Here is a 21,657-nt window from a genome sequence, read left to right as displayed (position 1 = left end):
TCGTGCCATCAGCCGCAAAGTAGCTGTCAGGAACCAGGAGCTCGGGCGGCTTGACATTAAGCCGTTGGCGAGCGACGCGACCTGTGGAACATCCTCGCCGTCGTTACGACGCTGGGGCGGCGCCGAGACGCACCCATCCGGCGAGACATAGTGGGCTTGATCTTCGGCCAGCCGGGTCACGGCCGGGGCGATCTCTTCGGGGTGGCACTACGTCCTAGAACGGCTGCGATGTCACCCACCAGCTTGACCGATCGCACGATGCGGGAGGTGCTGGGTGTGGCGTCCCCGGCGGGAAGGATGCGGATGGGATCGTCGCAGCTGCGCCCTGCGTACAAGATCACCTCGTAGCGGGAGAGGTTCCTGACCGGCTGGCCGCCGCTGCTGCCGGGCAACGCGGTGCAGCGGTTGATCGTGCCGGTAGTCAGCTTCGGCGTGCTGTAGTCCGGATAGCCATATACGCAGACGGAGCCGGTCTTGCACGCGGAGGCGTAGATAGTGGCGGCTGTTGCGGTTGTGGTGGCCGACGTCATGGACATGGTGACAACTGCGAGGATCGCAGCGGCGGAGCCTGCGAAGCGCATGTTCTCTTCAAGCGCCACCACCAGACTCACAGATCCTTCGAGTAGCAAGATCAAGGTTGAAGGAGAACCAGGAGATGGGCGACGCGTTCATCCCCAAGGCGAATGCGCTCCTGAGCCGCTGGCGCAGGGTCGCGTTCGCGACCCCGGAGGCCCTGCGTGCCCAGCCCAAGGGCACTCGGCTGTCCCGGGTCGCCACCCCGCTCCGCCCTGCGACTCTCGCCTGGCCGAGCACTGGGGCCACGCCCACGACGTCGCCGATCCTCTCGGCATCCCTTATCCCGAGGGTGCCCGCCTGCGCCACATCGCCTGCCTAGGGCACCGCACCCTGCCTCACGCCTTCTACGAGCAGGGCATCGAGGGCGGCCCCCTCTAACTGCGAGCTAACCTCCCCCGATGGGCGCTTCGGCGACCCTGCCGCGCCTTCCACGATCATCGGCCCCACCGCCGAGTTCTGCCGCGTCGGCGCCCGCCGCCGGTCGCTTGCCGACACGACGCTGAAGGCGAGCGGCCCGTACGCGGCATTCGCCGTCCACACCCCTATGACGGTGCCGGGCGGGGCACCTGTCCCGGCCCGTCAACACCTCTGCGCCCAGCGCCCTGACGCGGAGAGGTGTTCAGCGGACATGGCGGGTAGTGGTAGGGGTTCCACTTGATTCCCGCACGCCGAGGAGCGTATCGATGGTGAGCCAGGTAGAGATCGAACGCAAGTACGATGTCGAGGGCGCGATCACGATCGAGGACCTGGCCGGTCCCGACGTCACGGTGGACGAGCCGCACACGTGGCGGCTCGTGGCCGACTACGTCGACACCCCTGACCTCGCGCTGGCCAGGCACGGCGTCACGCTGCGCCGTCGCGAGGGTGGCCAGGATGCAGGGTGGCATCTCAAGTTGCCGCTGGTCAAGGGGGGCAGGCGGGAAGTGCACGCACCGCTGGGGGCGGGCGTGCCCGCCGGGCTGGCCGGTCTCGTGGCGGCGTTCGTCCGCGGGCGCGAGCTCGTACCGGTCGTCACCCTGGAGACCGATCGCACCGCGCGCACGCTGCACGACCGCGACGGTGTGGCCTTGGCCGAGGTCAGTGACGACGTGGTGGAGGGTCGGCGGCTGACGGGCGGCCGGGATCGGCGGCCGGTGTCGTGGCGCGAGATCGAGGTGGAACTGATCGACGGGCCCGCCGACGTACTGGACAGCCTGGAGCGGAAGCTGCACGAGGCGGGGGCGGTCACCTCGTCGTCGCCGTCCAAGCTGGCGCGGGTGCTGGGCGACGAGCTGGCTCCCGGGTCCGGCCGCGGCGGGCGCGGTGCCGGGGCGGCGCTGATGGCGTACCTGGAGCAGCAGCGCGGGCAGGTGCTGGCTCATGACCCGCTGGTGCAGCTGGCCGATCACGACGATGACACGGTGCACAAGATGCGGGTGGCGGTGCGGAGAATCCGCAGCGTCCTGCGTACGCACGCGCGCCTGCTTGACGGCGGGCGGGTCGCGGGGCTGGAGGCGGAGCTGAAGTGGCTGGCCGGCGAGCTCGGCACGGTACGCGACCTCGAGGTGCTCGCGGCCCGGTTCGACCGCCACCTTGCCGAGCGTGGCATGGAGGGTCGGCCGGGACGGGAGAGCCTGGATCGGCTGGCCGCGGAGGAGCGCGAGGCCAGACGCTCGCTCAAGCGCACTCTGCGTGGCCCCCGCTACTTCGCCGTGCTGGCCGCTCTCGACGACTTCATCGCGGACCCGCCCTTGCGCGGACGGGCCCGCCGCAAGGCTGCCCGGGTGCTGCCCGGTCTGCTGGCGGGTAGCTGGCGCAAGGTACTGTCCAGGTACGGCCAGGCCGAACACCTTCCCGAGGGCGCCGAGCGCGACCAGATGCTGCATTCCACCCGCAAGGCCGCCAAACGCGCCCGCTACACCGCCGAGGCCGCCGCCGACATCGTGGGCAAACCCGCTAGGAAGATTGCCAAACAGGCGGAGAAGCTCCAGGAGACCCTCGGCAGTCGCCAGGACGCGCTGGTCGCGCAGGACTGCCTGACTCGGCTCGGCACCCGCCCCGGCCTGTCGGCGGAGGACGCGTTCACCCTCGGACTCCTCCTCGACGCCGAACGCGAAGAAGCCTCCCAAACGCGGCACGACCTCACTCCGGTCCTGGACAAGGCCACCAAGCGGATGCGTACGCTCGAGAATCGCTGACCGGCGATCACCGGTCGGATCCCGGCGCGACGTGGCGTGGGACGGCGGCGAGCGGTCATGCCCGTCGCAGCGGCAGGCCCTGATGGTTGAGGGAGACCACGATACGGTAGGCGTCATCTGCCTGCCGGTGGAGCAGGTAAGACGACGACAGACGGACGAGTTCGCCCCCGTCGATGCGAGGCGCCGTCCATTCGGTGCGGACGAGCAGATACCGGTCGTCTGTGGGCTTGATCCGGTTTGACGGACATCCGAGATCAGGGGTTCGTCCCCGGAAGGATGTCCATGATGGAGATAAGCCGCGTCCTCGCCGCTCGTTCACCGCCGGAGTTCAAGGCCGAGATCGTCGAGCCCATGAGGGCAGGGAGGTTCCCGTCTCGGTCTCGGATCAGATAGCGCGCCCGGCGGCCCGCATCGTCCCCATCGCCAGATTCTTTATCGCCTGGGTGACCCAGTTCGCGCTCCGGTGGGTGGTGGTGCCGAGCACGTCACCTACTCGGGCTGCTTCCGGAATTACAGAATTTCGGAAGCACGGGGTAGTGTCGAACATACCGAGGTCTTTTCGAGCGTTGGCATTCAGGTCTGCGTCGCCCCCGGCGAACCACTCACCGCGGCCCTCCTCTTGGGGCTGGACAGGTCAGACGACCATGACGCCAACACTTGTTTCTCAGTCTGTACCGTTGAGCTCCGCCTCGTCCGCGATGCCTCGGGTCGATTCTGAGCTACGGCTCAGTCTCCACCCGGTGCTGGAGCGGCCAGCCGTGGTGAACGGGGCCTGGTGGCCCTACTCCCGCGACGCGGCCGCCGAACTACCCGATCTCATCGCCGCCGTCGACCAGCGGCTGCAGCGGACCACGCTGCTGGTAGGCGTGCATCGGGACGCGTGGCGGCGCATCCCACGTCGGATCCCGGCACGTGGACGGACGGTCCGCATCGGTGGGTTCCGGCATGGCGACCCGCACGTGATCGTTCTGTTCTTCGCCTCCGACGAGCCGGTCGCCCTGCTGATCATCCCGCCGGACACCGCCGTCGGACCTGCCGAGGACGCGCTCAAGCTCACCGCCCAGAACACCGCCGACTTGACCGACGATGCCATCTTCGCCCTCGCGCACCTGCCGTCCGATCCCGCTCTCCGCGCGACAGCCGACAGCGTGGCCCGCTGGGAGAGCGAGAGCGGCTCGGTCAGCGGGCAGGAGGCGCGGCACTCCATCAGACGGCCATCAGCTCCGGCGTAACCCACGTACCGTCCGCCGACCTGATCGAGCCGGTTCAGCCACGGCAGACCCGGCGGCGGGTTCAGCTTCTCCAAAGGGGAGACTTCCATGACCGCCATCAACACCGCGCCACTTGGCGGGGTCGACCCTTCAACGCCGACCACCGTCCACCTGTCGGGCGAGATCGACATCTTCACCAGTGCGGCGCTTCGCCGGCAACTGATGAGCACGCTGCAGTACAGCACGAGCCTGCTCATCCTCGACCTGTCGAAGGTGTCGTTCTGCGACGCCAGCGGCTTGGCCGTCCTGGTCGGCATCCAGCGCCGCGCCCGGTCGATGGGCATCACCGTGGCCCTGACCGCGCCCCGCCCGTTCATGTCCCGGCTGCTGCGCATCACCGGCCTGGGCCGCGGCCTACCGATAGTGGCGTGAGCGGGGTGCGCATCATGTGGGGCTCAAGAACTCGATTCAATCTCCAGCGCAGCGCCTGTAGGGCGGGTCGAGTTCGGCTGAGGCGGTCTTGAACAGGTACTCGGCGCGGGTAGGACAGGCGGCCGCGTCCGGTGACGGGACAGATGTCGGCTGCGGCGGGCGCGCGTCGCCCGGAGGTGGGGGCACGGCGGTCGGCGAGGAAGACCGGACCGGTCTGGCGGCCTTGGAGCAGTGTGCCTGCCGATAATTACATCCGCCCAGGTCATGGCCATGTGGGGGCTCGTGTGGCGGCGCGGGCTCCAGCCACCAAGAAGGCAATCGCGTGCGGCATGATGATCGGCCGTGCTCCTTCGTCTGGCCTATCTCACCGTCACGAACACGTTCGCCGCACTGCGCCGTTCTCGCCGCCCTCCTGACCTCGTTGCCCCGCGAGGTCTTCGCGCTCGGCCAGGTCTCCCTCCCCGGGCCGCGAGCCGTCAATCCGCCTGGACCATCTACCGCAGCGGACTGCCGACGGGGACGGGAGCGTCCCCGAGATCGGGTACGGAGAGACGCTCGCCGCCGCGAAGGGCCGATTCCTGCGCGATCAGGCCGGGCAGAGTGAAGCGGGCGGCGGCCCATGCATTGACCGTCGGCAGGGTGCCGGCCTCGACGGCGCGTACGAAATCGTCGACCAGGAGCTGATGGCTCCCCTCGTGTCCGTTCGGCGCCGCCTCGAACTCGGCGGGCAGACGTACGACCTCCTCGTCGTGCACCGGAGCGTGCCCCGACACGAACGCCGGGCGCAGCGACGGTGCGACATCGGCGAGCAGGGGATCATCGAGGCTCAAGGTCGGTCGGGACTCGATCAGTTCGGACACGTCTTTCGCCCCGTTCTTGTCCTGCCAGATCGAGGTCGTGGCCAGTTGCTCGAAGCTGCCCTCGGTGCCGAAGAATCTGAACCGGCTCTCGCGGGTCCGTGACGGGTAGCCCACCCGCCGGAACTCGTTGATCCGCATCGAGCCGCCACCGGCGAGTTCGAACAGCGCGGTCATGTTGGAGAAGTCGTTGCCGAACATGCTGACCTCGGTGTCGAAGACACCGTCGCCTCTTTCGTCGTGAACGCCGATGCAGCTGACGCTCACGGCATGGCTCGGGATCGCCCCGAGCACTCCGCCGATGGAGTGGGTCGGGTACCACATGGGCGGGTAGCTGGCCGTCGCCTTCCAGCCTTCACCGCCGCTGAAGCGGTACGCGTCGTAGAAGCCGAGATCCATGTCGTGCAGGTAGTCTCCCTCGGCGTAGAAGACCCGGCCGAACTCTCCTGCGGCGAGCTTCTGCCGCGCGAAGATGGTGGCAGGGTTGTAGTAGCTGGTTTCCCCCATCATGTACGTCAGGCCCGTCTCGCGTACCGCGTCGATGATCGAGGAGATCTCCTCCCGCGACACCGCCATCGGCACCGCCGAGAAGACGTGCTTGCCGGCCCGCAGGGCCTGCACGACGAGCAGCCCGTGCGTCCAGCGCTGCGTGAAGATGGCGATCGCGTCGATCGACGGATCGGCCAGCATGGCGCCGAAGTCAGGGCGTGTGCCGGCCAGGCCCCAACCTTCGACCAGCTTCTCCGCGCGACCTTCGATCTCGTCCGTCGCGTACACATGGGAGATGCCGGGGTGGAGGTGGAAGAGGGAGGCGAAGTGGGCCGAGAACTGCCCCGCTCCGACCATGCCGAGGCTGAATGCCATGATGACGCCCCTTACTGAGCTCGGCGAACCGCTGTGGTAGCGACATGAGCGTTCCGTGCTGGTTTGCACGTGCCGGTGACTGCACCGCTCTCGGGAACGAGCACCAGGGTGGCCTGCTGATTGCCCATCGGCGTCGCTGCCGACAACGCCCAACGACCTTCGAAATCGCTCATGCTCGGGAGCGTATCACCCTTTCTCCACCATGCGGTGAACTATCGTGCTATCGTACTTCATCTACTGATGAAGAAAGGCTGGGAGGATGCGTGTAGTGGGGTCGATGTCGTGGTGTACGAGCGCGACGACGTGCAGCGTCGTCCGCAGGGCATCAGCCTGCACTGTGACGATCGGGCGATGACGGCGCTGTGCGCGTGCCTGCCGCCCGCGCATATGGCGATGGTGGAGGCCGCCACCGGTGGTCTGCGCAAGAACACCCAGTTCGTCACCAAGGTTGCGCGCGCCCACCCGCCATCGCCGCGTGCGCCTGGTGGAGCTGGCGAATCCTGAAGGCGGGAGTACCCGCGTGAACACAGCGGTACGACGCCGGGCGCCAGCGCTCACGCAGCACAGACGACCAGGGCCCAGGCCCTGTACCCGATGAGGGAGGCAGTCCTGTCTGCCTCCACAAGCATCAAGGCCACCGTCAGCCGGTGACCTCCGCGGGGCGATTGCCGCAGGGCACCCGACGGCCGACACCGGGCCCGGCCAGGCCCGACCGCCCAGCTGGCCTGGGTGGACAAGGAAGGAGACAGCGCCCATGCTAAAGATCATTGCTCTCGAAGAGCACCTGGTCACGGCGGGGATCTTCGAGGCGTGGCGGACGGTGCCGGAAACCTGGCAGTTGTATGGGGCCGCCACGGGCCGCCCGGACCTCATCGACCGGCTTTTCGACCTGGGTGAGGCCCGGCTGGCGGACATGGACGACCAGGGCATCGACGTTCAGGTGCTGTCGGTGACACCGCCCGGGGTCCAGAGCCTCGGCGCGGCAAGGGCGGTCCCGCTCGCGCGGGAGGCCAACGACGCTGTCGCCGCAGCCGTCCGCGCCCACCCCGGCCGCTTCGAGGGATTCGCGACACTGCCCACCCCGGACCCCCGTGCGGCCGCTGAGGAACTGCGGCGGGCGGTCACCGGCCTCGGCCTCAAGGGCGCCATGATCCATGGCCGGACCGGGTCGAGGAACCTCGACCATCCCGACATGACACCGATCTGGGAGGCGGCCGCGGAGCTACGCTGCCCGATCTACCTGCACTCCCAGTTCCCCGACGCTCCTGTCCGTGACGCCTACTATTCGCATTTGGGGACCGTCGCCGACAAAGTCTTCGCAGGTCCCATGGTCGGATGGCACTACGAGACCGGACTGCAGCTGCTGCGGCTGGTGCTGGCGGGGACTTTCGACCGGTTCCCGACCCTGCAGATCATCACCGGGCACTGGGGTGAGGTCGTGCTGTTCTACCTCGACCGGATCACCCAGACCCAGTCCTGGACCGGACTGTCCCTGCAGCGGCCGATCGGCGACTACTTCGCGCGCAACGTCTCCTACACCGGCAGCGGGATCCTCAGCGAACGTTACCTGCACTGGACCAAGGAGGTGGTCGGCATCGACCGCATCCTCTACGCCACCGACTACCCCTTCATCGATGCCGGCAACGCCCACGACTTCCTCGACGACGCGGCCCTCACCGCAGCCGAGCGTGAAGCCGTCGCACACGGCAACTGGGAGCGCCTCACCGCCCATCTCGGCTAGCGTCCTGCAACTCACGATCGGAGTGACCGACAGCATGACGACGAAGCGTTACACCTCCCCGGACCCCGAGCTCGACAGCTACTACGGCGACCTGGCAGCCAAGGACCTGCAGCCGCTGTGGGAACTGGGCGAAATGTTTACCTCCGAACCCAAGGCCGCCGCTGTCCCGCATCGATGGCGGGCCGCCGACCTCCACGAGCTGGCCGGCCGCGCCGGGGACCTCGTCCCGATCGAACGGGGAGGCGACCGCAGGGTCATCGGGTTGGCCAACCCCGGTCTGGGCGGTGCGCCCTTCATCGCGCCGTCGTTGTGGGCCGGGGTGCAATTCCTCATGCCCGGTGAGCTGGCGCCGCCCCACCGCCACACCGCAGCGGCCCTGCGGTTCATTCTCGGTGGCCGTGGCGCCTACACCGTGGTCGATGGCGACTCCATTCCGATGACGCCCGGCGATCTGGTGCTCACGCCGGGATGGACCGTGCACGAGCATCACCATCCGGGCGACGAGCCGATGGTCTGGCTCGATGTGCTGGACTTGCCGCTGGTGATCGGTCTTGACGCACTATTTTTCGAACAGCGCCCTGGCAACCCCGAGCAGCAGTGTCCACCGCGCTCGGCGTCGGAGATGCTCTACGGGCAGAGCGCGGGCTTGGTGCCGGTCGGGAACCAGACGCCGGCGTTCGATGGCCCGTCCTCGCCCCTGACGGTGTACCGATGGATCGACACCGACGCTGCCCTGGACGCGCTGTTGGAGGCGACGTCGGCCGACGAGGGCACCGTGAGGTTTCGGGACCCGACACGTGCCCGTGACGTCATGCCGACCTTGCGCTGTGAAATGACACGGATGCGTGCCGGTGCGACCGGCTGCACCCAGCAGCAGACCGGATCGCAAGTGGTCACCGTCCTCAACGGCAGCGGCCGAGCGCGGCTGGCCGAGCACGACTTCGACCTGGAGGCGGGAGACATCTTTGTCGTCCCCTCCTGGGTGCCGTGGCAACTGAGCGCCGACACACAGCTCGACGTCTTCGTGACCAGCGACGCTCCGGTACTGGAGGCGCTGGCGCTGTTTCGCCGCGACCAGGTCGAGGCATCCCGATGATTCTGCTCAGCGTCGGTGACGAAAAGCACGGCGATTCGGTCGTAGCTTTGGTCGCGCCGGGGGAGCTCGTCGACCTGCGCCCGCTGATCGGACGCGGCTGGCCGGACTTGGGTCTCAGCCCGATGAGATGGCTCCTGCACGTCACCGGCGGCGTGCCGAGGTTCGAAGCCAGAGACCTGGAGCAGCTGCCCCGGATACCGCTGGACAGCGTGACCATCGCCCCTGTCGTGCCCGACCCCTCGAAGATCATCGCAGCGCCCGTCAACTACCGAGACCACCAGGCCGAAATGCGAGCCGAACATCAGATCGCGGGCCTGGGCGTGTTTCTGAAAGCGCCGACCTCGGTGCTCGGGCACCAGGGTTCGATCCGGCTGCCCTACACCGATCGCCGGTTCGACCAGGAAGGCGAACTGGCCGTCGTGATCGCACGGCGTGCGCGCAACATCTCGGTGAACGACGCGGCCGAGGTGGTGGCGGGATATACGTGCCTGCTCGACATCACGATGCGCGGGGGTGAAGACCGTTCCACACGCAAGTCCTTCGACACCTTCACACCCATGGGGCCGCAACTGGTCACCCCCGACGAGGTCGGCGACCCGACATCGCTGCGGCTGCGGACCACCGTCAACGACACGGTGCGCCAGGACGCCGCGATCGCGGACCTGATCTGGGATGTGCCCCGCCTCATCAGCTACGCCTCCTCGGTGATGACCTTGCTTCCCGGCGACGTGATCAGCACCGGCACCCCCGCCGGTGTCGGGCCCCTCACCGACGGGGACCGCGTCAGCGTGGACATCGACGGTGTCGGCACGCTGAGTGTGTCCGTCAGCGCGGACGCGGCGATCGCGTGCCCCACCCGTGGGGCCGGCCACGGCCCACAGCCTCCCGCCCAGATAACCCCCGGGTCGCGCGCGGAATGCGCTGCGCCCCCGACCGGCACGACTCAACCGGCCTCGGATAATGCCGACCGGCCGCCGACGCAGATCTCTCCTGAGACCGGGCGTCGATGACGAGATTTCCCCTTGAGGGTGTGCGTGTGCTGGAACTCGGCAATTACATCGCCGCACCCACCACCGGACGCATGCTGGCCGACTTCGGTGCCGAGGTCATCAAAGTCGAACGCCCCGGCAGCGGCGACGAATTGCGGCGGTGGCGGCTCTACGCCGGCACCACCTCGATGCTGTTCCGCACCATCAACCGCAACAAGAAGTCCATCGTTGTCGACCTGAGAACCGAGGCCGGGCAGCACGATGTCCGCACGTCGGCCACACAGTGCGACATCGTGCTGGAAAACTTCCGGCCCGGCACACTGGAGAAGTGGGGCATCGGCGTCGACGCGCTCAACGCTGCAAATCCGACGCTGATCTTCGTGCGTATTTCAGCGTTCGGTCAGACCGGGCCGATGGCCACCCGTCCCGGATTCGCCGCCGTGGCCGAGGCATACGGCGGACTTCGCGAACTCGTCGGTGAGCAGGACCGGCCGCCGGTGCGAGTGGGGGTGTCGATCGGTGACTCGATCGCTGGGCTCTACGGCGCGTTCGGCGCGGTGATGGCGCTCCTTGATCGGCAACGACACCCCGGCAAGTCAATTCCTTTGCAAGATCGGATCATCGATGTCGCACTGAACGAATCGATCTACTCGATGATGGAGTCGCTGGTTCCCGACTACCTGGCCTACGGAGTGCAACGACACCGCACCGGTGGACGCATGGAGGGCATCGCGCCATCCAACGCCTACCTGTGCGCGGACGCCAGATCGGTTGTCATCGCCGGCAATTCCGACGCCATCTTCCAGCGATACATGACCGTCATCGGCCGTCCGGATCTGGCTGCCGATCCCGAATTGGCTACCAACGATGGTCGCTGGCCCCGGCGCGAAGAGCTCGACGACGCGATCGGCGCATGGACCGCGAGGCGGCCGCGTGATGAGGTCCTCGAGATCCTCGGCGAGGCCGGCGTACCGTGCGGCCCGATCTATACCGCGGCCGACATCGTGGAAGACGAGCAATACCTGCACCGCAACATGATTCAGTCGTTCGACGTCGACACCGGTGACGGAGCACCGACATCGGTGGGGTTCCCCGGCATCGTGCCGGTCCTCGGCGGCCGATCACTGCCGATCGCCTCGATCGGACCGGATCTGGGAGCGCATACCGATGAGATCCGGCAACGCTATCTCCGCGAGAACCAGCCATGACGCCGCGCAATCGGGCTTCGACAAGGCGTTGCGCCGCATGATCTCGGAGCGAGAAATGAACGCTTCCCGCCAATCCGGCCCACCGGCGCACGACGGCTCGGCGATGATCCTTCGCGATGTCACCCTGCGCGACGGTCTGCAGCTGACCGGCAAGGTGCTGCCCACCGAACGCAAGCTCGAAATCGCCCGCACCCTCCTGCAATTGGGGGTCCCGGCGCTGGAGATCGGTTCGATGGCCCGACCTGACCTGGTCCCGCCGATGGCCGGCACTATGGAGCTGGTCGCCGCACTGACACCCGCAGAGCTGCAACGGTGTTGGCTCTGGGTGGCCACACCGCGGCACGTGGAGAAGGCAGCCGCCGCCGGCGTACGCAACTTCCAGTACTGCTTGTCGGTCTCGGATTCGCACAACAAGGCCAATATCGGTCGCAGTACCGAGGACAGCTTGTCGGCCATGCCGGCGGCCGTCCGCCTGGCCCGCGACGCCGGCGGCTCGATTCAGCTGTGCCTGGCCACCGCATTCACCTGCCCGTTCGAGGGTGCGGTGGATCCGCGGCGGGTGCTGGGGATCGCGAACGATCCGCGTGCGCAGGGCGCGGCGGACATCGTGCTCGCCGACACCCTCGGACAGGCGCATCCCGCGCAGGTGAGCGCGCTCGTCGCGGCGGTGCGCGACGCGTCTGCGTGGCGCCGCATCGTCTTTCACGGTCACGACACCTGGGGGATGGGGGTGGCGAACTCGCTCGCCGCCCTCGCCGCGGGGGCGAGCATGATCGACGGCACGCTCGGCGGCCTGGGTGGCTGCCCGTTCGCGCCCAGCGCCGGCGGCAACACCGCCAGCGAAGATCTGCTGTTCGCGACCCGACCCGATTGGTTCACCCCGGCGAGCTTGGCGACGCTGGCCGATCTTACCGAGCAGCTGCTGGCCGAACTCGGCGAACCCAACCGGTCCCGCACGCTCGCCGGTGCACGTTCGGAGGCCACAGTCTTCGAGTGGGTGAGGCAGGGGTCGACCGCGGCCGAGCCTCCCCGCGCTCTGTCGGCCCCTTCGCCATGATCGGCGGTGACGACAGGACACCGGACGCCGCGCCAGGAGCGCGGTGGCGACGGTGGGCGGGCCGGACCCTGGCCGAGGCGACCGGGCGCCGCCATCGGGTCGACCCGGTGGCACCGCGCACCGGCGGCCCGGCCGGCAACGCCCGCCTGACCGCATGGACCGGGCTGGTGCTGCTGGTGTTGTTTCTCGCCGAGATCGGCACCCTGCTCGATCTCGACGACTTCGTCAGCTGGCACATCGCGATCGGAACGCTGCTGGTGCCACCGGCACTCCTCAAGACCGTGACCACCGGCTGGCGTGTCCTGCGCTACTACACCCATCGACCCGCCTACCGGCAGGCCGGCCCGCCGCCGGTGCCCCTGCGCGTCCTCGGACCCTTGGTCGTCGTGTCCACCCTGGCGCTGCTCGGCACCGGACTCGCCCTCGTCGCCGCAGGCCCTGACACCATGAGCCTGCTGACACTCCATAAGATCGCCACCGCTGCCTGGGTCATAACGACCGGGTCGCACACGCTCGGCCGAATTCTGCCCGCACTCCGCATCGCCGGCATCGGCCGCGAAACAACGCCCCTACCCGGGCGTACCGCCCGAGTCGTCATCCTGCTGCTGACTCTCGCCGTCGCCGTCCTCACCGCGACACTCGTCCTCACCGCCTCGCATCCGTGGGCAGCCGGCCAACACCTGACGCCTCACCAAGCAACGTACGGTCGATAATCCGGCAGCCTGACGTTGGAGCGTGCTGGTCGCGACAGCGGATGTCGATACCGGTCGCCTCGTCCTGCTCGTCGCGGCCGCGGTGGTCGACGCCGTTGCGTGCGAGATACCGCAGCGCCGAGAACTCGGATGACGCGGGTAGCGATGGCATGTTGCCACGCCCGGCCCCCAACGAACCGGCCGTGCCTGCCGTGCAGGCAACCGGCTGCAGCAAGCCCTCGGAGGGCTTACACGCGGGGCGGAACCCGGGATCGCCGCGGGCCGGACATCGGTCCGCGGCGATCCTTCGTCGCCGCGACGTGAGACTGCTTCAGGCTCGGGATGTCGCGGGGTCGGGAGACCCGGTAGATCGCCGTCCCGTGGCCCTCGACGAAGGCGGTGAGCCGGTCGTTCACCTGCGATCTCTCATGCGACCAGAGATCCTTGACCATGTAGGAACCGCGGCCGCCGATGCCGAGCGATCGCAACGAGACGCTCTGCGTCACCGGCCCCATGCTCTCGTTGAAGAACAACACGGCCTTGTCGCCGCCGACGAGGTCTTTCACCAGAATCCACTGCTTGCCGACGTGCGAAAGCACCCGCGCCGGTTTGCCGAGCGGATCCTGATCGATCGCGATCAGGTCGCGGTTGGTCAGGATCTCAAGGGTCGCCTTGCTGGCTTTGCGGAGATCGGTCCCGGAGATCAACGGCGCCGCCATGAACGCCCACAGGCCGAAATGCGACCGGTACTCCGTGTCGCTCATGCCGCCGTTTCCCACCTCGAGCATGTCGGGGTCGTTCCAGGCGCCGGGGCCGGCGTGCTCTGCGAGCGCGACGGTCGAACGGAAGATCGCGGCGACCTCGGGCCAGATGTCGTGGATGTCAACGGTCGTCCGCCACAGGTGGCCGACATCGCCCGCCCAGGTCCACGGTTCGGACCTGCCCTGCTCGCCCCCCACTCCGGCCGGCATGTTGGTGAGGAGCCGCTCGTGCGCGGGTACGTCGACGAACGCGATCCGCTCACCCGATCAGAGTGTGGCCCAGGCGAACCCGAGGTCGATGGTCATGCCGCGGCGGCGTTCCTCGCCCCAGCGGTCTGGGCTCCATCCCGTCAGCGCCCGGACCAGCGTCGACTGGCCACGGTCAACGTGACCGGCCGTCGCGATCACCTGCACACGTGCTCCACCGCAGCGGCGATGACCTCGTCCTGACCGGGCTCCACCGCACGCAGGTCGAGCACCAGGCGCCCATCGGTGATCCGGCCGATCACAGGAGGATCGTAGGAGCGCAGTCGCAGGGCGAGGCTCTCGTCCACGGCGATTCCCGCGCTGGGCAGCTCCACTCCCGGTGCGCCCCCGCCGCCGACCCTGGCGATGGTCGGCACCGCCTCCGCGTGCCCGCCGAGCCGTCGCGCGAGACGTTCCGCGCGTTCCCTGAGCTCGGCGACACTCGCATGGAGCGACCGGTACACCGGCGGCCGCGGGCCGCGCAGGGTCGCTTCGAGCGCGGCCAGGGTGAGCTTGTCCACCCGCAGCGCGCGGGCGAGGGGATGGCGGCGCAGCCGTTCCACGAGGTCTTTTTCGCCGAGCAGAAGGCCCGCCTGCGGGCCGCCGAGGAGCTTGTCGCCGCTGGCGGTGACCAGGGCCGCTCCCTGGAGCAGGGCACTGGCCGCGTCCGGTTCGCCGGGCAGCAGCGGTTCCGGGCGCAGCAGTCCTGAACCGATGTCGGCCACCACGGGCGGCCCGATCGTGGCGAGCTCTTCGATGGAGACCTCGCTGGTGAATCCCTCGATCCGGTAGTTGGACGGATGCACCTTGAGGATGAAGCCGGTGTCCTGGCCACAGGCGTTCTGGTAGTCCCGAAGGGCGGTCCTGTTCGTGGTGCCGACCTCGCGGAGCCGGCAGCCGGCGGCCTCCAGCAGCTCGGGCACGCGGAATCCATCGCCGATCTCCACCAGCTCTCCGCGGCTGATGACGATTTCCTTTCCCCGCGCGAGTACCGTGGCGGCGAGTACGAGCGCGGCCGCATTGTTGTTGACCACGTGCACGGCCTGCGACTCGGGAACCGCCTGCGCGAGCGCGGCGAGAGCCGTACGGCCACGGCGGGCGCGCTGTCCGCCGGCGAGGTCGAACTCGACGTCGGTGTAGCCGGCGGCTGCGGTGACCGCCGCGACGGCGGCGGGTGAGAGCGGAGCCCGGCCCAGATTGGTGTGCAGGAGAACACCGGTGGCGTTGACGACGCTCTTGAGGCCGCCCGCGGTCGCCGGCAAGAGGGCGAGCGCGACGTCCGCAGCGCTGTCGGGGTCGGCGAAGCCTTCGCGGACCTGTTGCTGGGCGTTCGCCACCGCGGCCTTGACGAGGCTACGGCCGAGCCTCTCCTGCGCGGCGGCCAACCGGGGGTCGTTCAGCATGGCATCGGTCCGCGGCACCAAACTGCGTCGATCCACTCACGACCATCCCAAGGCTCGCCGACCAGCGGAGGCGGACGGGAATCGAACCCGCCGCGCCGAGATGCTCGGCGCCACTGGTTTTGAAGACCAGGAGGGTCACCAGACTCCTAAACGCCTCCAGAGTGGATCATAGACCCATGAACAACATCAGGCTCACGCAATACGGCAACGGAGGCGGCTGCAGCTGCAAGATCCCTCCGGGCGAACTGGAGGATCTGGTCGCTGGACTCTCGCCGACCTCTTCTCCGTCGACAGGGCGGTTACTGCTGGGAATCGATCAGGGGGACGACGCCGCGGTGCTCCAGGTGGAGGACGCGACCTCGGCCATCGTCACGACGACGGACTTCTTCACCCCTGTCGTTGACGATCCGTATGACTTCGGCCGGATCGCGGCCACCAACGCGCTCTCCGACGTCTACGCCGTCGGCGGCGAGCCCGTCATAGCCTTGAATCTGCTCGGCTGGCCCCGCGACGTGTTGCCCCTAGAGCTCGCTCGCGAGGTCCTGCGCGGTGGATCCGCGATGGCCCAGGCAGCGGGCTGCCATCTCGCCGGGGGCCACAGCATCGACGACCCCCATCCCAAGTACGGGCTGGCCGTCACCGGCCTTGCCGACCCCAGCCGGCTGCTGCGCGTGGACGCGGGCAAACCCGGCATCCCCCTCACTCTGACCAAACCTCTCGGCATTGGAGTGCTCAACACGCGGCACAAGGCAACCGGGGAGGTCTTCCCTGAGGCGGTCGCCGCGATGACGACGCTCAACCGGGACGCGTCCCGGCTGGCGCTGGCCGCGGGGGTTGTGTGCGCCACCGACGTCACAGGTTTCGGCCTGCTCGGCCATCTCTACAAGCTGACCAGGGCGAGCGGCGTGTCCGCCGTCGTTGACAGCGCCGCCGTGCCTTACCTGGACGGAGCGCGAGAGGCCATCCGTGACGGGTACATCAGCGGCGGATCTCGCCGGAACCTCGACTGGGTCGCCCCCCACTGCGACTTCGGCGACCTGCCGGAGAACGAGCGGCTTCTCCTCGCCGACGCGCAGACCTCAGGCGGCCTGCTCGTCGCGGGCGAGATCCCAGGTTTTCCGGTGATAGGCGAACTCGTCCCTCGTGGCGAACACCTGTTGATCGCGAAATAACGGGGCGACCGTCTTTTCGTCCCGGCACCGGACGCAGGACCTCACGGTGATACACGTCGCGGTGTCCGGCGCCGCGCGGGAGGAGGTCCCAGCTCCTCGCCTCGGTGTTGGTGTCCCGCTCGAAAGCACGGTTTCGCCGAAGACCCGTCGTCACCGGCACGATCAACGAATACCACCACGCCGCTTAACCGCAGCTCAGGCCGCGTAACTCAATATTCGAGCGGCACACCAGCAGGTTGAGCCCGATGAGCGGCCGGCCGCCATCGCATAGACGTCCGACAGCGTTGGCGGCCGCGATCCGCCCCCAGTCGTACGGGTTTCCGACCATGGGCATGAAGGAGTCGGCCGTGCTGACGACGGCGACATCACCCTGGATCCTGACGACGGCCGCGTCGTCGCCGGCGTCCGTGCCCGACGACGAGCTCGCCGAGCGGGTCCTTCGGGGTGTGGCCGACCCCGGCGAGCATGGCTTCGCCGGGCCGAGCACCGCAGTCGTGCCACCGGAGAAAGACAACCCTCAGTATCTTTCTCCAGAACGGTCTTCGCCTATAAGATCATTCCGGAGGCGTCCAGGAGCCTGGAGGCCTCCCGGTCTTCAATACTGGTGTCGCCGAGCATCTCGGCGCGGCGGGTTCGATTCCCGTCCGTCTCCGCCAACCTCCCGTGGAGTGTGATGAGCGTCGACGAACTGCTGGAACAGGCCCGTAGGACGATGCGCCGGCTCGACCCGGCGCAGGCCCAGGCGGCCGCCCGCGCGCCGGACACCTTCATCGTCGACACCCGCCCGGAGTTCCAGCGCCGCCACGACGGGGAGGTGCCCGGCGCCATCGTGATCGAGCGCAACCACCTGGAGTGGCGGCTCGACCCGTGCTCCTCCGCACGCATCCCCGAGGCGGCCCCGGGCATCCGGTGGATCGTGCTGTGCGACGAGGGCTACTCCTCCAGCCTGGCCGCCTGGTCGCTGCGGCAGCTCGGCCTGACCCGCGCCACCGACGTGGTCGGCGGCTTCCAGTCCTGGCTCGCGGCCGGCCTGCCGGTCGTCACGCCCGAACACCCCACGGGTCCCCGCCTGGCGCCATGTTCGTGATCGCCACCGCGGGCCACGTCGACCACGGCAAGTCGACGCTGGTCCGGGCGCTGACCGGGATGGAACCCGACCGCTGGGCCGAGGAGCGCCGCAGGGGCATGACCATCGACCTCGGCTTCGCCTGGACGGCGCTGCCGTCCGGACGGACGGTGGCGTTCGTCGACGTGCCCGGCCATGAGCGGTTCGTCACCACCATGCTGGCCGGGGTGGGGCCGTGCCCGGCCGCCATGATCGTCGTCGCGGCCGACGAGGGCTGGTGCGTCCAGTCGGGTGAACACCTGGCCGCCCTCGACCTGCTCGGCGTACGCCACGGCCTGCTGGTGATCACCCGTGCCGATCTGGCCGACCCGGCTCCGGCGCTCGCCGAGGCCCGTTCCCGGCTTCGCGGCACGTGCCTGGAGACGATACCCGCGCTGGCCGTCAGCGGGGTCACCGGGCAGGGCCTGCCCGAGCTGGCCACCGCGCTCGACCGGCTCGCGGCTGGACTGCCGCCGACCGACACCGACGGCCCGGTACGGCTGTGGGCCGACCGCGTGTTCACCATCACGGGCGCGGGGGTCGTGGTCACCGGCACCCTGACGGCGGGCACCCTGCGCGCGGGCCAGACGCTGCACCTCGGCGACGAACCGGTGCGGGTGCGCGGTCTGCAGACGCTCAACACCCCGGCCGACGTGGTCACCGCCACCGCCCGCGTGGCGGTCAACCTGCGCGGGCCCGTCTCCCCTTCACGCGGGGACGCACTGCTGACCCCCGGCGCGTGGCACCTCACGACCTCGGCCGACGTACGGCTGTCGCCGGGTGAACCGCCGAAGGGCGACCTGCTCCTCCACATCGGTTCGGCCGCCGTGCCCACCAGGATCAGACCGCTCGGCGAGGGCGCCGCGAGGCTGTCGTTCGCCAGGCCGTTGCCGCTGCGAGTGGGCGACCGGGCTCTGTTGCGCAATCCCGGCCGCTCGGCCGTGACGACTGGGGTGGTCGTCCTGGACGTACGGCCTCCCAGACTGACCCGTAGGGGGGCGGCGGCAGCCCGCGGCGCGGCACTCGCCGAGGCCTCCCCGGGAGCCGGGAAGGACGCATCGGGTACGCGAGACGCCGTACCGGGAGGCGGGTTACCGGGGGCGGCCGATCTGCTGCGCTGGCACGGGCTGCTCAGCGGCGCCGACCTCGCGACGATGGGCGTCACCGCGCCGCCCTCTTCCCTGCCGGGCGGCTGGCACGCCGACCCGGAGCACTGGGCGGGACTCCGGAAGGCGCTCGCCGAGGTGGTGACGGGGGCCGGGGACGGGCGGCTGACCGTCGAGGCGGCCACGCACCTGCTCGGCTTGCCGGACCGGCGGCTGACGAGGGCGCTGATCGCGCCGCCGCTCACGCTGGAGGCGGGCGTCATCGGCAGGCAGGACCTGGCGCCTCCGCCGCTGCCGGCGCACCTGCGGCACGCGATCGGCCGGCTCCGCGCCGAGTTGGCCGACCGGCCGTTCCAGGCGCCGAGCGCGCGGCGGCTGGCCGAGCTCGGGCTGGCCGGCAGGAACCTGGTCGCGGCCGAGCGCGCCGGCGCCGTGCTGGTCGTCACCGCCGGCGTGGTGTTGCTGCCCGACGCCCCCGACCGGGCGGTGGAGCGGCTGCGCTCGCTGCCCGTGCCGTTCACGGTGAGTCAGGCGCGGGCCGCGTTGCAGACCACGCGCCGGGTGGCGGTGCCGTTGCTGGAGATGCTCGACGGTCTGGGCCGCACCACACGGCGCGAAAACGGATCACGAACCTGCACATCTGTCAACTGACGGGATCAAAAACACCTGACAAGAAAATGTCAGGACGTCTGGAACGAAAAAAGTCCCCTGCCCATTGCCGAGTTTCGGACACTTAAGTATTTTTCGATCATGACGAGTAGCGTCGCAGGCGTCGTCGGGCAAGGTGCGCTCATCGCCATCTTCCTGGTCGCGGCCCTGTCGAAGATCCTTACTCACCGTGCCCTCACACAGACCATCTCCAAGCTGGGCTTCAGCGCCATCGCCCGACCGGCGGCCCTGATCGTGATCGGCGCGGAACTCCTGGCCGTCACCGCGATGACGATCATGCCGTCGGCGACCTGGCCGAGGGCGCTCATCGCGCTTCTGGCCCTGTCGTTCGCCGGTGCCGGAATCCGCGCGCTGGGGCTGGGAGAGAAGATCAAGTGCGGCTGCTTCGGCGGCGGCGGAGCCGCACTGGGCTGGCGGCAGGTGCTCTACCTGCCGCTCTGGCTTGGCCTGGCGGCGGTGGCCGAGTTCGCACCGCCGTCGTGGAGCGCCGACGAGGGGCTGGCCGGGCTGGCCGCCCTCCTGCTGGCGCTCGTCGCGTGGAAACTACTCGCCGAGGTCAGGCTCTTGCGAGTGCTGCGGGGCGACCGCCTGGTCACTCCGAACCCGACACGACACGAGGACGCGGAGGTGCCCGCCGCATGACGACGGTGCTGCTTGTGGTGGTCTGTTTGCTGGCCGTGGTGGTGTTCATCCAGATCGGCGCCCAGGTCGAGCTCTTCGAACAGGTCAGGCAGATCCGCGGCTATCTCGATATCGAGGACAAGCCCACCGCGGTGGAACTGGGCACGCTGCAAGGGGCCAGCCCCAGCCGGTTCGGCCTGCCCCCCGTCCTCGATCACGCTGAACAGGCCATGGTGCTGTTCGTCTCCGACAAGTGCGAGACCTGCCGCAACCTGGTCGCGGCGCTGCGCGGTGGCGCGGTGCCCCTTTCGATGTGGGTCGTGGTCGTCCCGGTGAGAGGGGACGGCAACGAGTTCATCAACGAGTTCGGACTGCACGGCGAGCGCGTCATCCTCGACGACGAGGAGCGCATCGTCGGCAGCCTCGGGCTGGATCTGACACCCGTCGCCCTTCACATCGCCGAGGGAAAGCTGACACGGGCCCACACGGTGCCGTCGGTCAGGCAGATGTACGCGGCCACTCCCGTCTCCTACAAGTACTCCCTGGCCCGCAAGCCGTCCGTCTAGCACCGATCCCGCCCCACGCAACCACAAGAAAGGCACCACATGGAGAAAACCTCCGGCATGAGGTCCAGCCGCCGTGGCTTCATCGGCTGGATGAGTAAGGTCGGTGTCACGGCCGTCGGCGCCGTCGCCGGCATCGCCGCGATGTCCCAGCCCGCGGCGGCGGCCAATTGGAGATGCTGCAACCTCGCTTTTCCGAACAACTTCTGCAGCACGAACAGCCAGGGGCAGTACGTATGCCCGTCGGGTTACAGCATGAAGGTGTGGAACTGCTGCACCGGCTCGCGCCTGTACGCCTGCGGCGAGTGCACCAAGGGCTCGAACTGTAACACCGGGCCGTTCATCTGTTCGGCCGGCTGGACGGTCCGAGCCAACAGCTGCTAGTCGTTCTCAGGAGATCCCTTGCCCCTTGACACGTGGGTGACAATCGCGCTGCTCCTGCTCATCATGAGTGCGGGCTTCGCGCAGCTGTTCAGTTTTTGAGGCCTTTCTTTCGTCGGATATCTCCGCCCCCTGGTTCAGGGGAGAGCTCTTGGGGAGAAGGCCATGTATCGGCCCATCCTCAATCTGGCGATCGGCTTCACGATCTCCGCCGTCCTCACGTACGGGCTGGTCCATCTCATCGGCAGTGGACTGCGCGGAACAGGCCCCAGGATCGCCGCCTGTGTCGTGCTGCTCGCCTGCATGGCCATCGATTCCGGTAGGTTCGGCCTCCGCACGCCCATGTTGCGGCGGCAGACCCCTCGCGATCACTTCACCCGGTTCGGCCCTGCCAAAGGCGCGTTCCTCTGGGGACTCGACACCGGGCTTGTCGTGACCACCTTCCGCGTCACGTCGCTGACGTGGGCGGCACTCGGCGTGACGCTCTTCGGGCTGGTGCCTTGGTGGGCCGGCCTGTGTTACGCGCTCGGCTTCACGCTTCCGTCGATGGTGATGGTGGCCATCGTGCCGGGGTCGAAGGACCAGGACACGAAGGCCGAGCCGATGTGGCTGATGGAGTGGCTCATGGACAGGGAGAAGGCGGTCCGGACCTACGCGTTCTTCCTGTTGTCCCTCGCCTTCGCCGGCGTGCTGGCGACGGTGTTCCTCGGTTGAGCGCGGTGGGCGGACC

22 protein-coding genes, 2 tRNA genes and 1 pseudogene are annotated in these 21,657 nt (G+C 68.7%); 18 read left to right on the top strand and 7 right to left on the bottom strand.

Annotated elements, in window-relative coordinates:
- Nucleotides 1–176: 176 nt before the first annotated feature.
- Nucleotides 177–611: a hypothetical protein gene (locus ACWDX9_RS07835; RefSeq protein WP_449950294.1), complete on the bottom strand. Its 435-nt coding sequence runs from the start codon at nt 609–611 to the stop codon at nt 177–179.
- A 648-nt stretch (nt 612–1,259) separates the two neighbouring features.
- Here ACWDX9_RS07835 and ACWDX9_RS07830 point away from each other — a divergent pair.
- The 3 genes from ACWDX9_RS07830 to ACWDX9_RS07820 all read left to right on the top strand — a co-directional run bounded on the left by ACWDX9_RS07830 (nt 1,260) and on the right by ACWDX9_RS07820 (nt 4,396).
- Complete coding sequence (locus ACWDX9_RS07830) at nt 1,260–2,753, top strand: CYTH and CHAD domain-containing protein (protein ID WP_449950291.1); 1,494 nt, start codon at nt 1,260–1,262, stop codon at nt 2,751–2,753.
- 173 nt (nt 2,754–2,926) lie between these two features.
- Complete coding sequence (locus ACWDX9_RS07825; RefSeq protein ID WP_449950288.1) at nt 2,927–3,985, top strand: DUF5994 family protein; 1,059 nt, start codon at nt 2,927–2,929, stop codon at nt 3,983–3,985.
- 87 nt (nt 3,986–4,072) lie between these two features.
- Complete coding sequence (locus tag ACWDX9_RS07820) at nt 4,073–4,396, top strand: STAS domain-containing protein (protein WP_449950285.1); 324 nt, start codon at nt 4,073–4,075, stop codon at nt 4,394–4,396.
- Nucleotides 4,397–4,890: 494 nt separating this feature from the next.
- Here the strand turns inward: ACWDX9_RS07820 and ACWDX9_RS07815 are convergent, their stop codons facing one another.
- Entirely contained in the window at nt 4,891–6,117 is a 1,227-nt protein-coding gene (locus tag ACWDX9_RS07815) for a Gfo/Idh/MocA family protein (RefSeq protein ID WP_449950283.1), read from the bottom strand.
- 240 nt (nt 6,118–6,357) lie between these two features.
- Between ACWDX9_RS07815 and ACWDX9_RS07810 the strand changes: the two genes are divergently transcribed.
- From ACWDX9_RS07810 to ACWDX9_RS07780, 7 genes are all read left to right on the top strand, one after another.
- The gene (locus ACWDX9_RS07810; protein ID WP_449950280.1) at nt 6,358–6,621 is read left to right on the top strand and encodes a hypothetical protein; all 264 of its coding nucleotides are present in this window, start codon (nt 6,358–6,360) and stop codon (nt 6,619–6,621) included.
- A 250-nt stretch (nt 6,622–6,871) separates the two neighbouring features.
- On the top strand, nt 6,872–7,858 hold the full coding sequence (locus ACWDX9_RS07805; protein WP_449950278.1) for an amidohydrolase family protein: 987 nt from the start codon (nt 6,872–6,874) through the stop codon (nt 7,856–7,858).
- A gap of 34 nt (nt 7,859–7,892) precedes the next feature.
- On the top strand, nt 7,893–8,954 hold the full coding sequence (locus ACWDX9_RS07800) for a cupin domain-containing protein (protein ID WP_449950275.1): 1,062 nt from the start codon (nt 7,893–7,895) through the stop codon (nt 8,952–8,954).
- Entirely contained in the window at nt 8,951–9,964 is a 1,014-nt protein-coding gene (locus tag ACWDX9_RS07795) for a fumarylacetoacetate hydrolase family protein (RefSeq protein WP_449950273.1), read from the top strand. Before ACWDX9_RS07800 ends, ACWDX9_RS07795 begins: the two co-directional genes overlap by 4 nt.
- Nucleotides 9,961–11,151, top strand: a complete 1,191-nt coding sequence (locus ACWDX9_RS07790) for a CaiB/BaiF CoA transferase family protein (RefSeq protein WP_449950270.1) — start codon at nt 9,961–9,963, stop codon at nt 11,149–11,151. The genes ACWDX9_RS07795 and ACWDX9_RS07790 overlap by 4 nt, the downstream gene beginning before the upstream one ends.
- Nucleotides 11,111–12,208 (top strand): hypothetical protein, encoded by a 1,098-nt coding sequence (locus tag ACWDX9_RS07785; RefSeq protein ID WP_449950267.1) that lies wholly within the window; start codon nt 11,111–11,113, stop codon nt 12,206–12,208. Before ACWDX9_RS07790 ends, ACWDX9_RS07785 begins: the two co-directional genes overlap by 41 nt.
- 107 nt (nt 12,209–12,315) lie before the next feature.
- Nucleotides 12,316–12,921, top strand: a complete 606-nt coding sequence (locus ACWDX9_RS07780) for a hypothetical protein (RefSeq protein ID WP_449950265.1) — start codon at nt 12,316–12,318, stop codon at nt 12,919–12,921.
- A gap of 227 nt (nt 12,922–13,148) precedes the next feature.
- On the opposite strand, the gene ACWDX9_RS07775 is transcribed toward ACWDX9_RS07780, so the two are convergent.
- The 4 genes from ACWDX9_RS07775 to ACWDX9_RS07760 all read right to left on the bottom strand — a co-directional run bounded on the left by ACWDX9_RS07775 (nt 13,149) and on the right by ACWDX9_RS07760 (nt 15,468).
- A complete protein-coding gene (locus ACWDX9_RS07775; protein WP_449950262.1) occupies nt 13,149–13,871 on the bottom strand; it encodes a hypothetical protein in 723 nt (240 codons plus the stop codon).
- Nucleotides 13,872–13,928: 57 nt separating this feature from the next.
- Nucleotides 13,929–14,075, bottom strand: a complete 147-nt coding sequence (locus tag ACWDX9_RS07770) for a hypothetical protein (protein ID WP_449950259.1) — start codon at nt 14,073–14,075, stop codon at nt 13,929–13,931.
- Nucleotides 14,066–15,328 carry an L-seryl-tRNA(Sec) selenium transferase gene (gene selA, locus ACWDX9_RS07765; RefSeq protein ID WP_449950256.1) on the bottom strand — a complete coding sequence of 421 codons (1,263 nt, stop codon included), beginning with the start codon at nt 15,326–15,328 and terminating at the stop codon, nt 14,066–14,068. The genes ACWDX9_RS07770 and selA overlap by 10 nt, the downstream gene beginning before the upstream one ends.
- A gap of 46 nt (nt 15,329–15,374) precedes the next feature.
- Nucleotides 15,375–15,468: transfer RNA gene (locus ACWDX9_RS07760), tRNA-Sec, on the bottom strand.
- 18 nt (nt 15,469–15,486) lie between these two features.
- Here ACWDX9_RS07760 and selD point away from each other — a divergent pair.
- Nucleotides 15,487–16,482, top strand: coding sequence for a selenide, water dikinase SelD (gene selD / locus ACWDX9_RS07755; RefSeq protein WP_449950253.1), 996 nt, complete (start codon nt 15,487–15,489; stop codon nt 16,480–16,482).
- A gap of 184 nt (nt 16,483–16,666) precedes the next feature.
- On the opposite strand, the gene ACWDX9_RS07750 is transcribed toward selD, so the two are convergent.
- Entirely contained in the window at nt 16,667–16,996 is a 330-nt protein-coding gene (locus ACWDX9_RS07750) for an AIR synthase related protein (RefSeq protein ID WP_449950250.1), read from the bottom strand.
- 47 nt (nt 16,997–17,043) lie between these two features.
- Between ACWDX9_RS07750 and ACWDX9_RS07745 the strand changes: the two genes are divergently transcribed.
- From ACWDX9_RS07745 to ACWDX9_RS07715, 7 genes and pseudogenes are all read left to right on the top strand, one after another.
- Nucleotides 17,044–17,138: transfer RNA gene (locus tag ACWDX9_RS07745), tRNA-Sec, on the top strand.
- A gap of 17 nt (nt 17,139–17,155) precedes the next feature.
- Nucleotides 17,156–17,569: a rhodanese-like domain-containing protein gene (locus ACWDX9_RS07740; RefSeq protein ID WP_449950247.1), complete on the top strand. Its 414-nt coding sequence runs from the start codon at nt 17,156–17,158 to the stop codon at nt 17,567–17,569.
- A complete protein-coding gene (locus ACWDX9_RS07735) occupies nt 17,560–19,344 on the top strand; it encodes a SelB domain-containing protein (protein WP_449950245.1) in 1,785 nt (594 codons plus the stop codon). The genes ACWDX9_RS07740 and ACWDX9_RS07735 overlap by 10 nt, the downstream gene beginning before the upstream one ends.
- 99 nt (nt 19,345–19,443) lie before the next feature.
- Nucleotides 19,444–19,755, top strand: a pseudogene (locus tag ACWDX9_RS07730) (MauE/DoxX family redox-associated membrane protein); the annotation flags it as partial.
- 245 nt (nt 19,756–20,000) lie between these two features.
- A complete protein-coding gene (locus ACWDX9_RS07725) occupies nt 20,001–20,549 on the top strand; it encodes a hypothetical protein (RefSeq protein WP_449950431.1) in 549 nt (182 codons plus the stop codon).
- A 90-nt stretch (nt 20,550–20,639) separates the two neighbouring features.
- Nucleotides 20,640–20,930, top strand: a complete 291-nt coding sequence (locus ACWDX9_RS07720; protein ID WP_449950243.1) for a hypothetical protein — start codon at nt 20,640–20,642, stop codon at nt 20,928–20,930.
- A 162-nt stretch (nt 20,931–21,092) separates the two neighbouring features.
- Entirely contained in the window at nt 21,093–21,641 is a 549-nt protein-coding gene (locus ACWDX9_RS07715; protein ID WP_449950240.1) for a hypothetical protein, read from the top strand.
- Nucleotides 21,642–21,657: the final 16 nt, after the last annotated feature.

It is taken from the genome of Nonomuraea sp. NPDC003201 (genome assembly GCF_053590415.1).
Note: the sequence above shows the minus strand (reverse complement) of the source record. Positions and strands in the feature narration are given on the sequence as shown.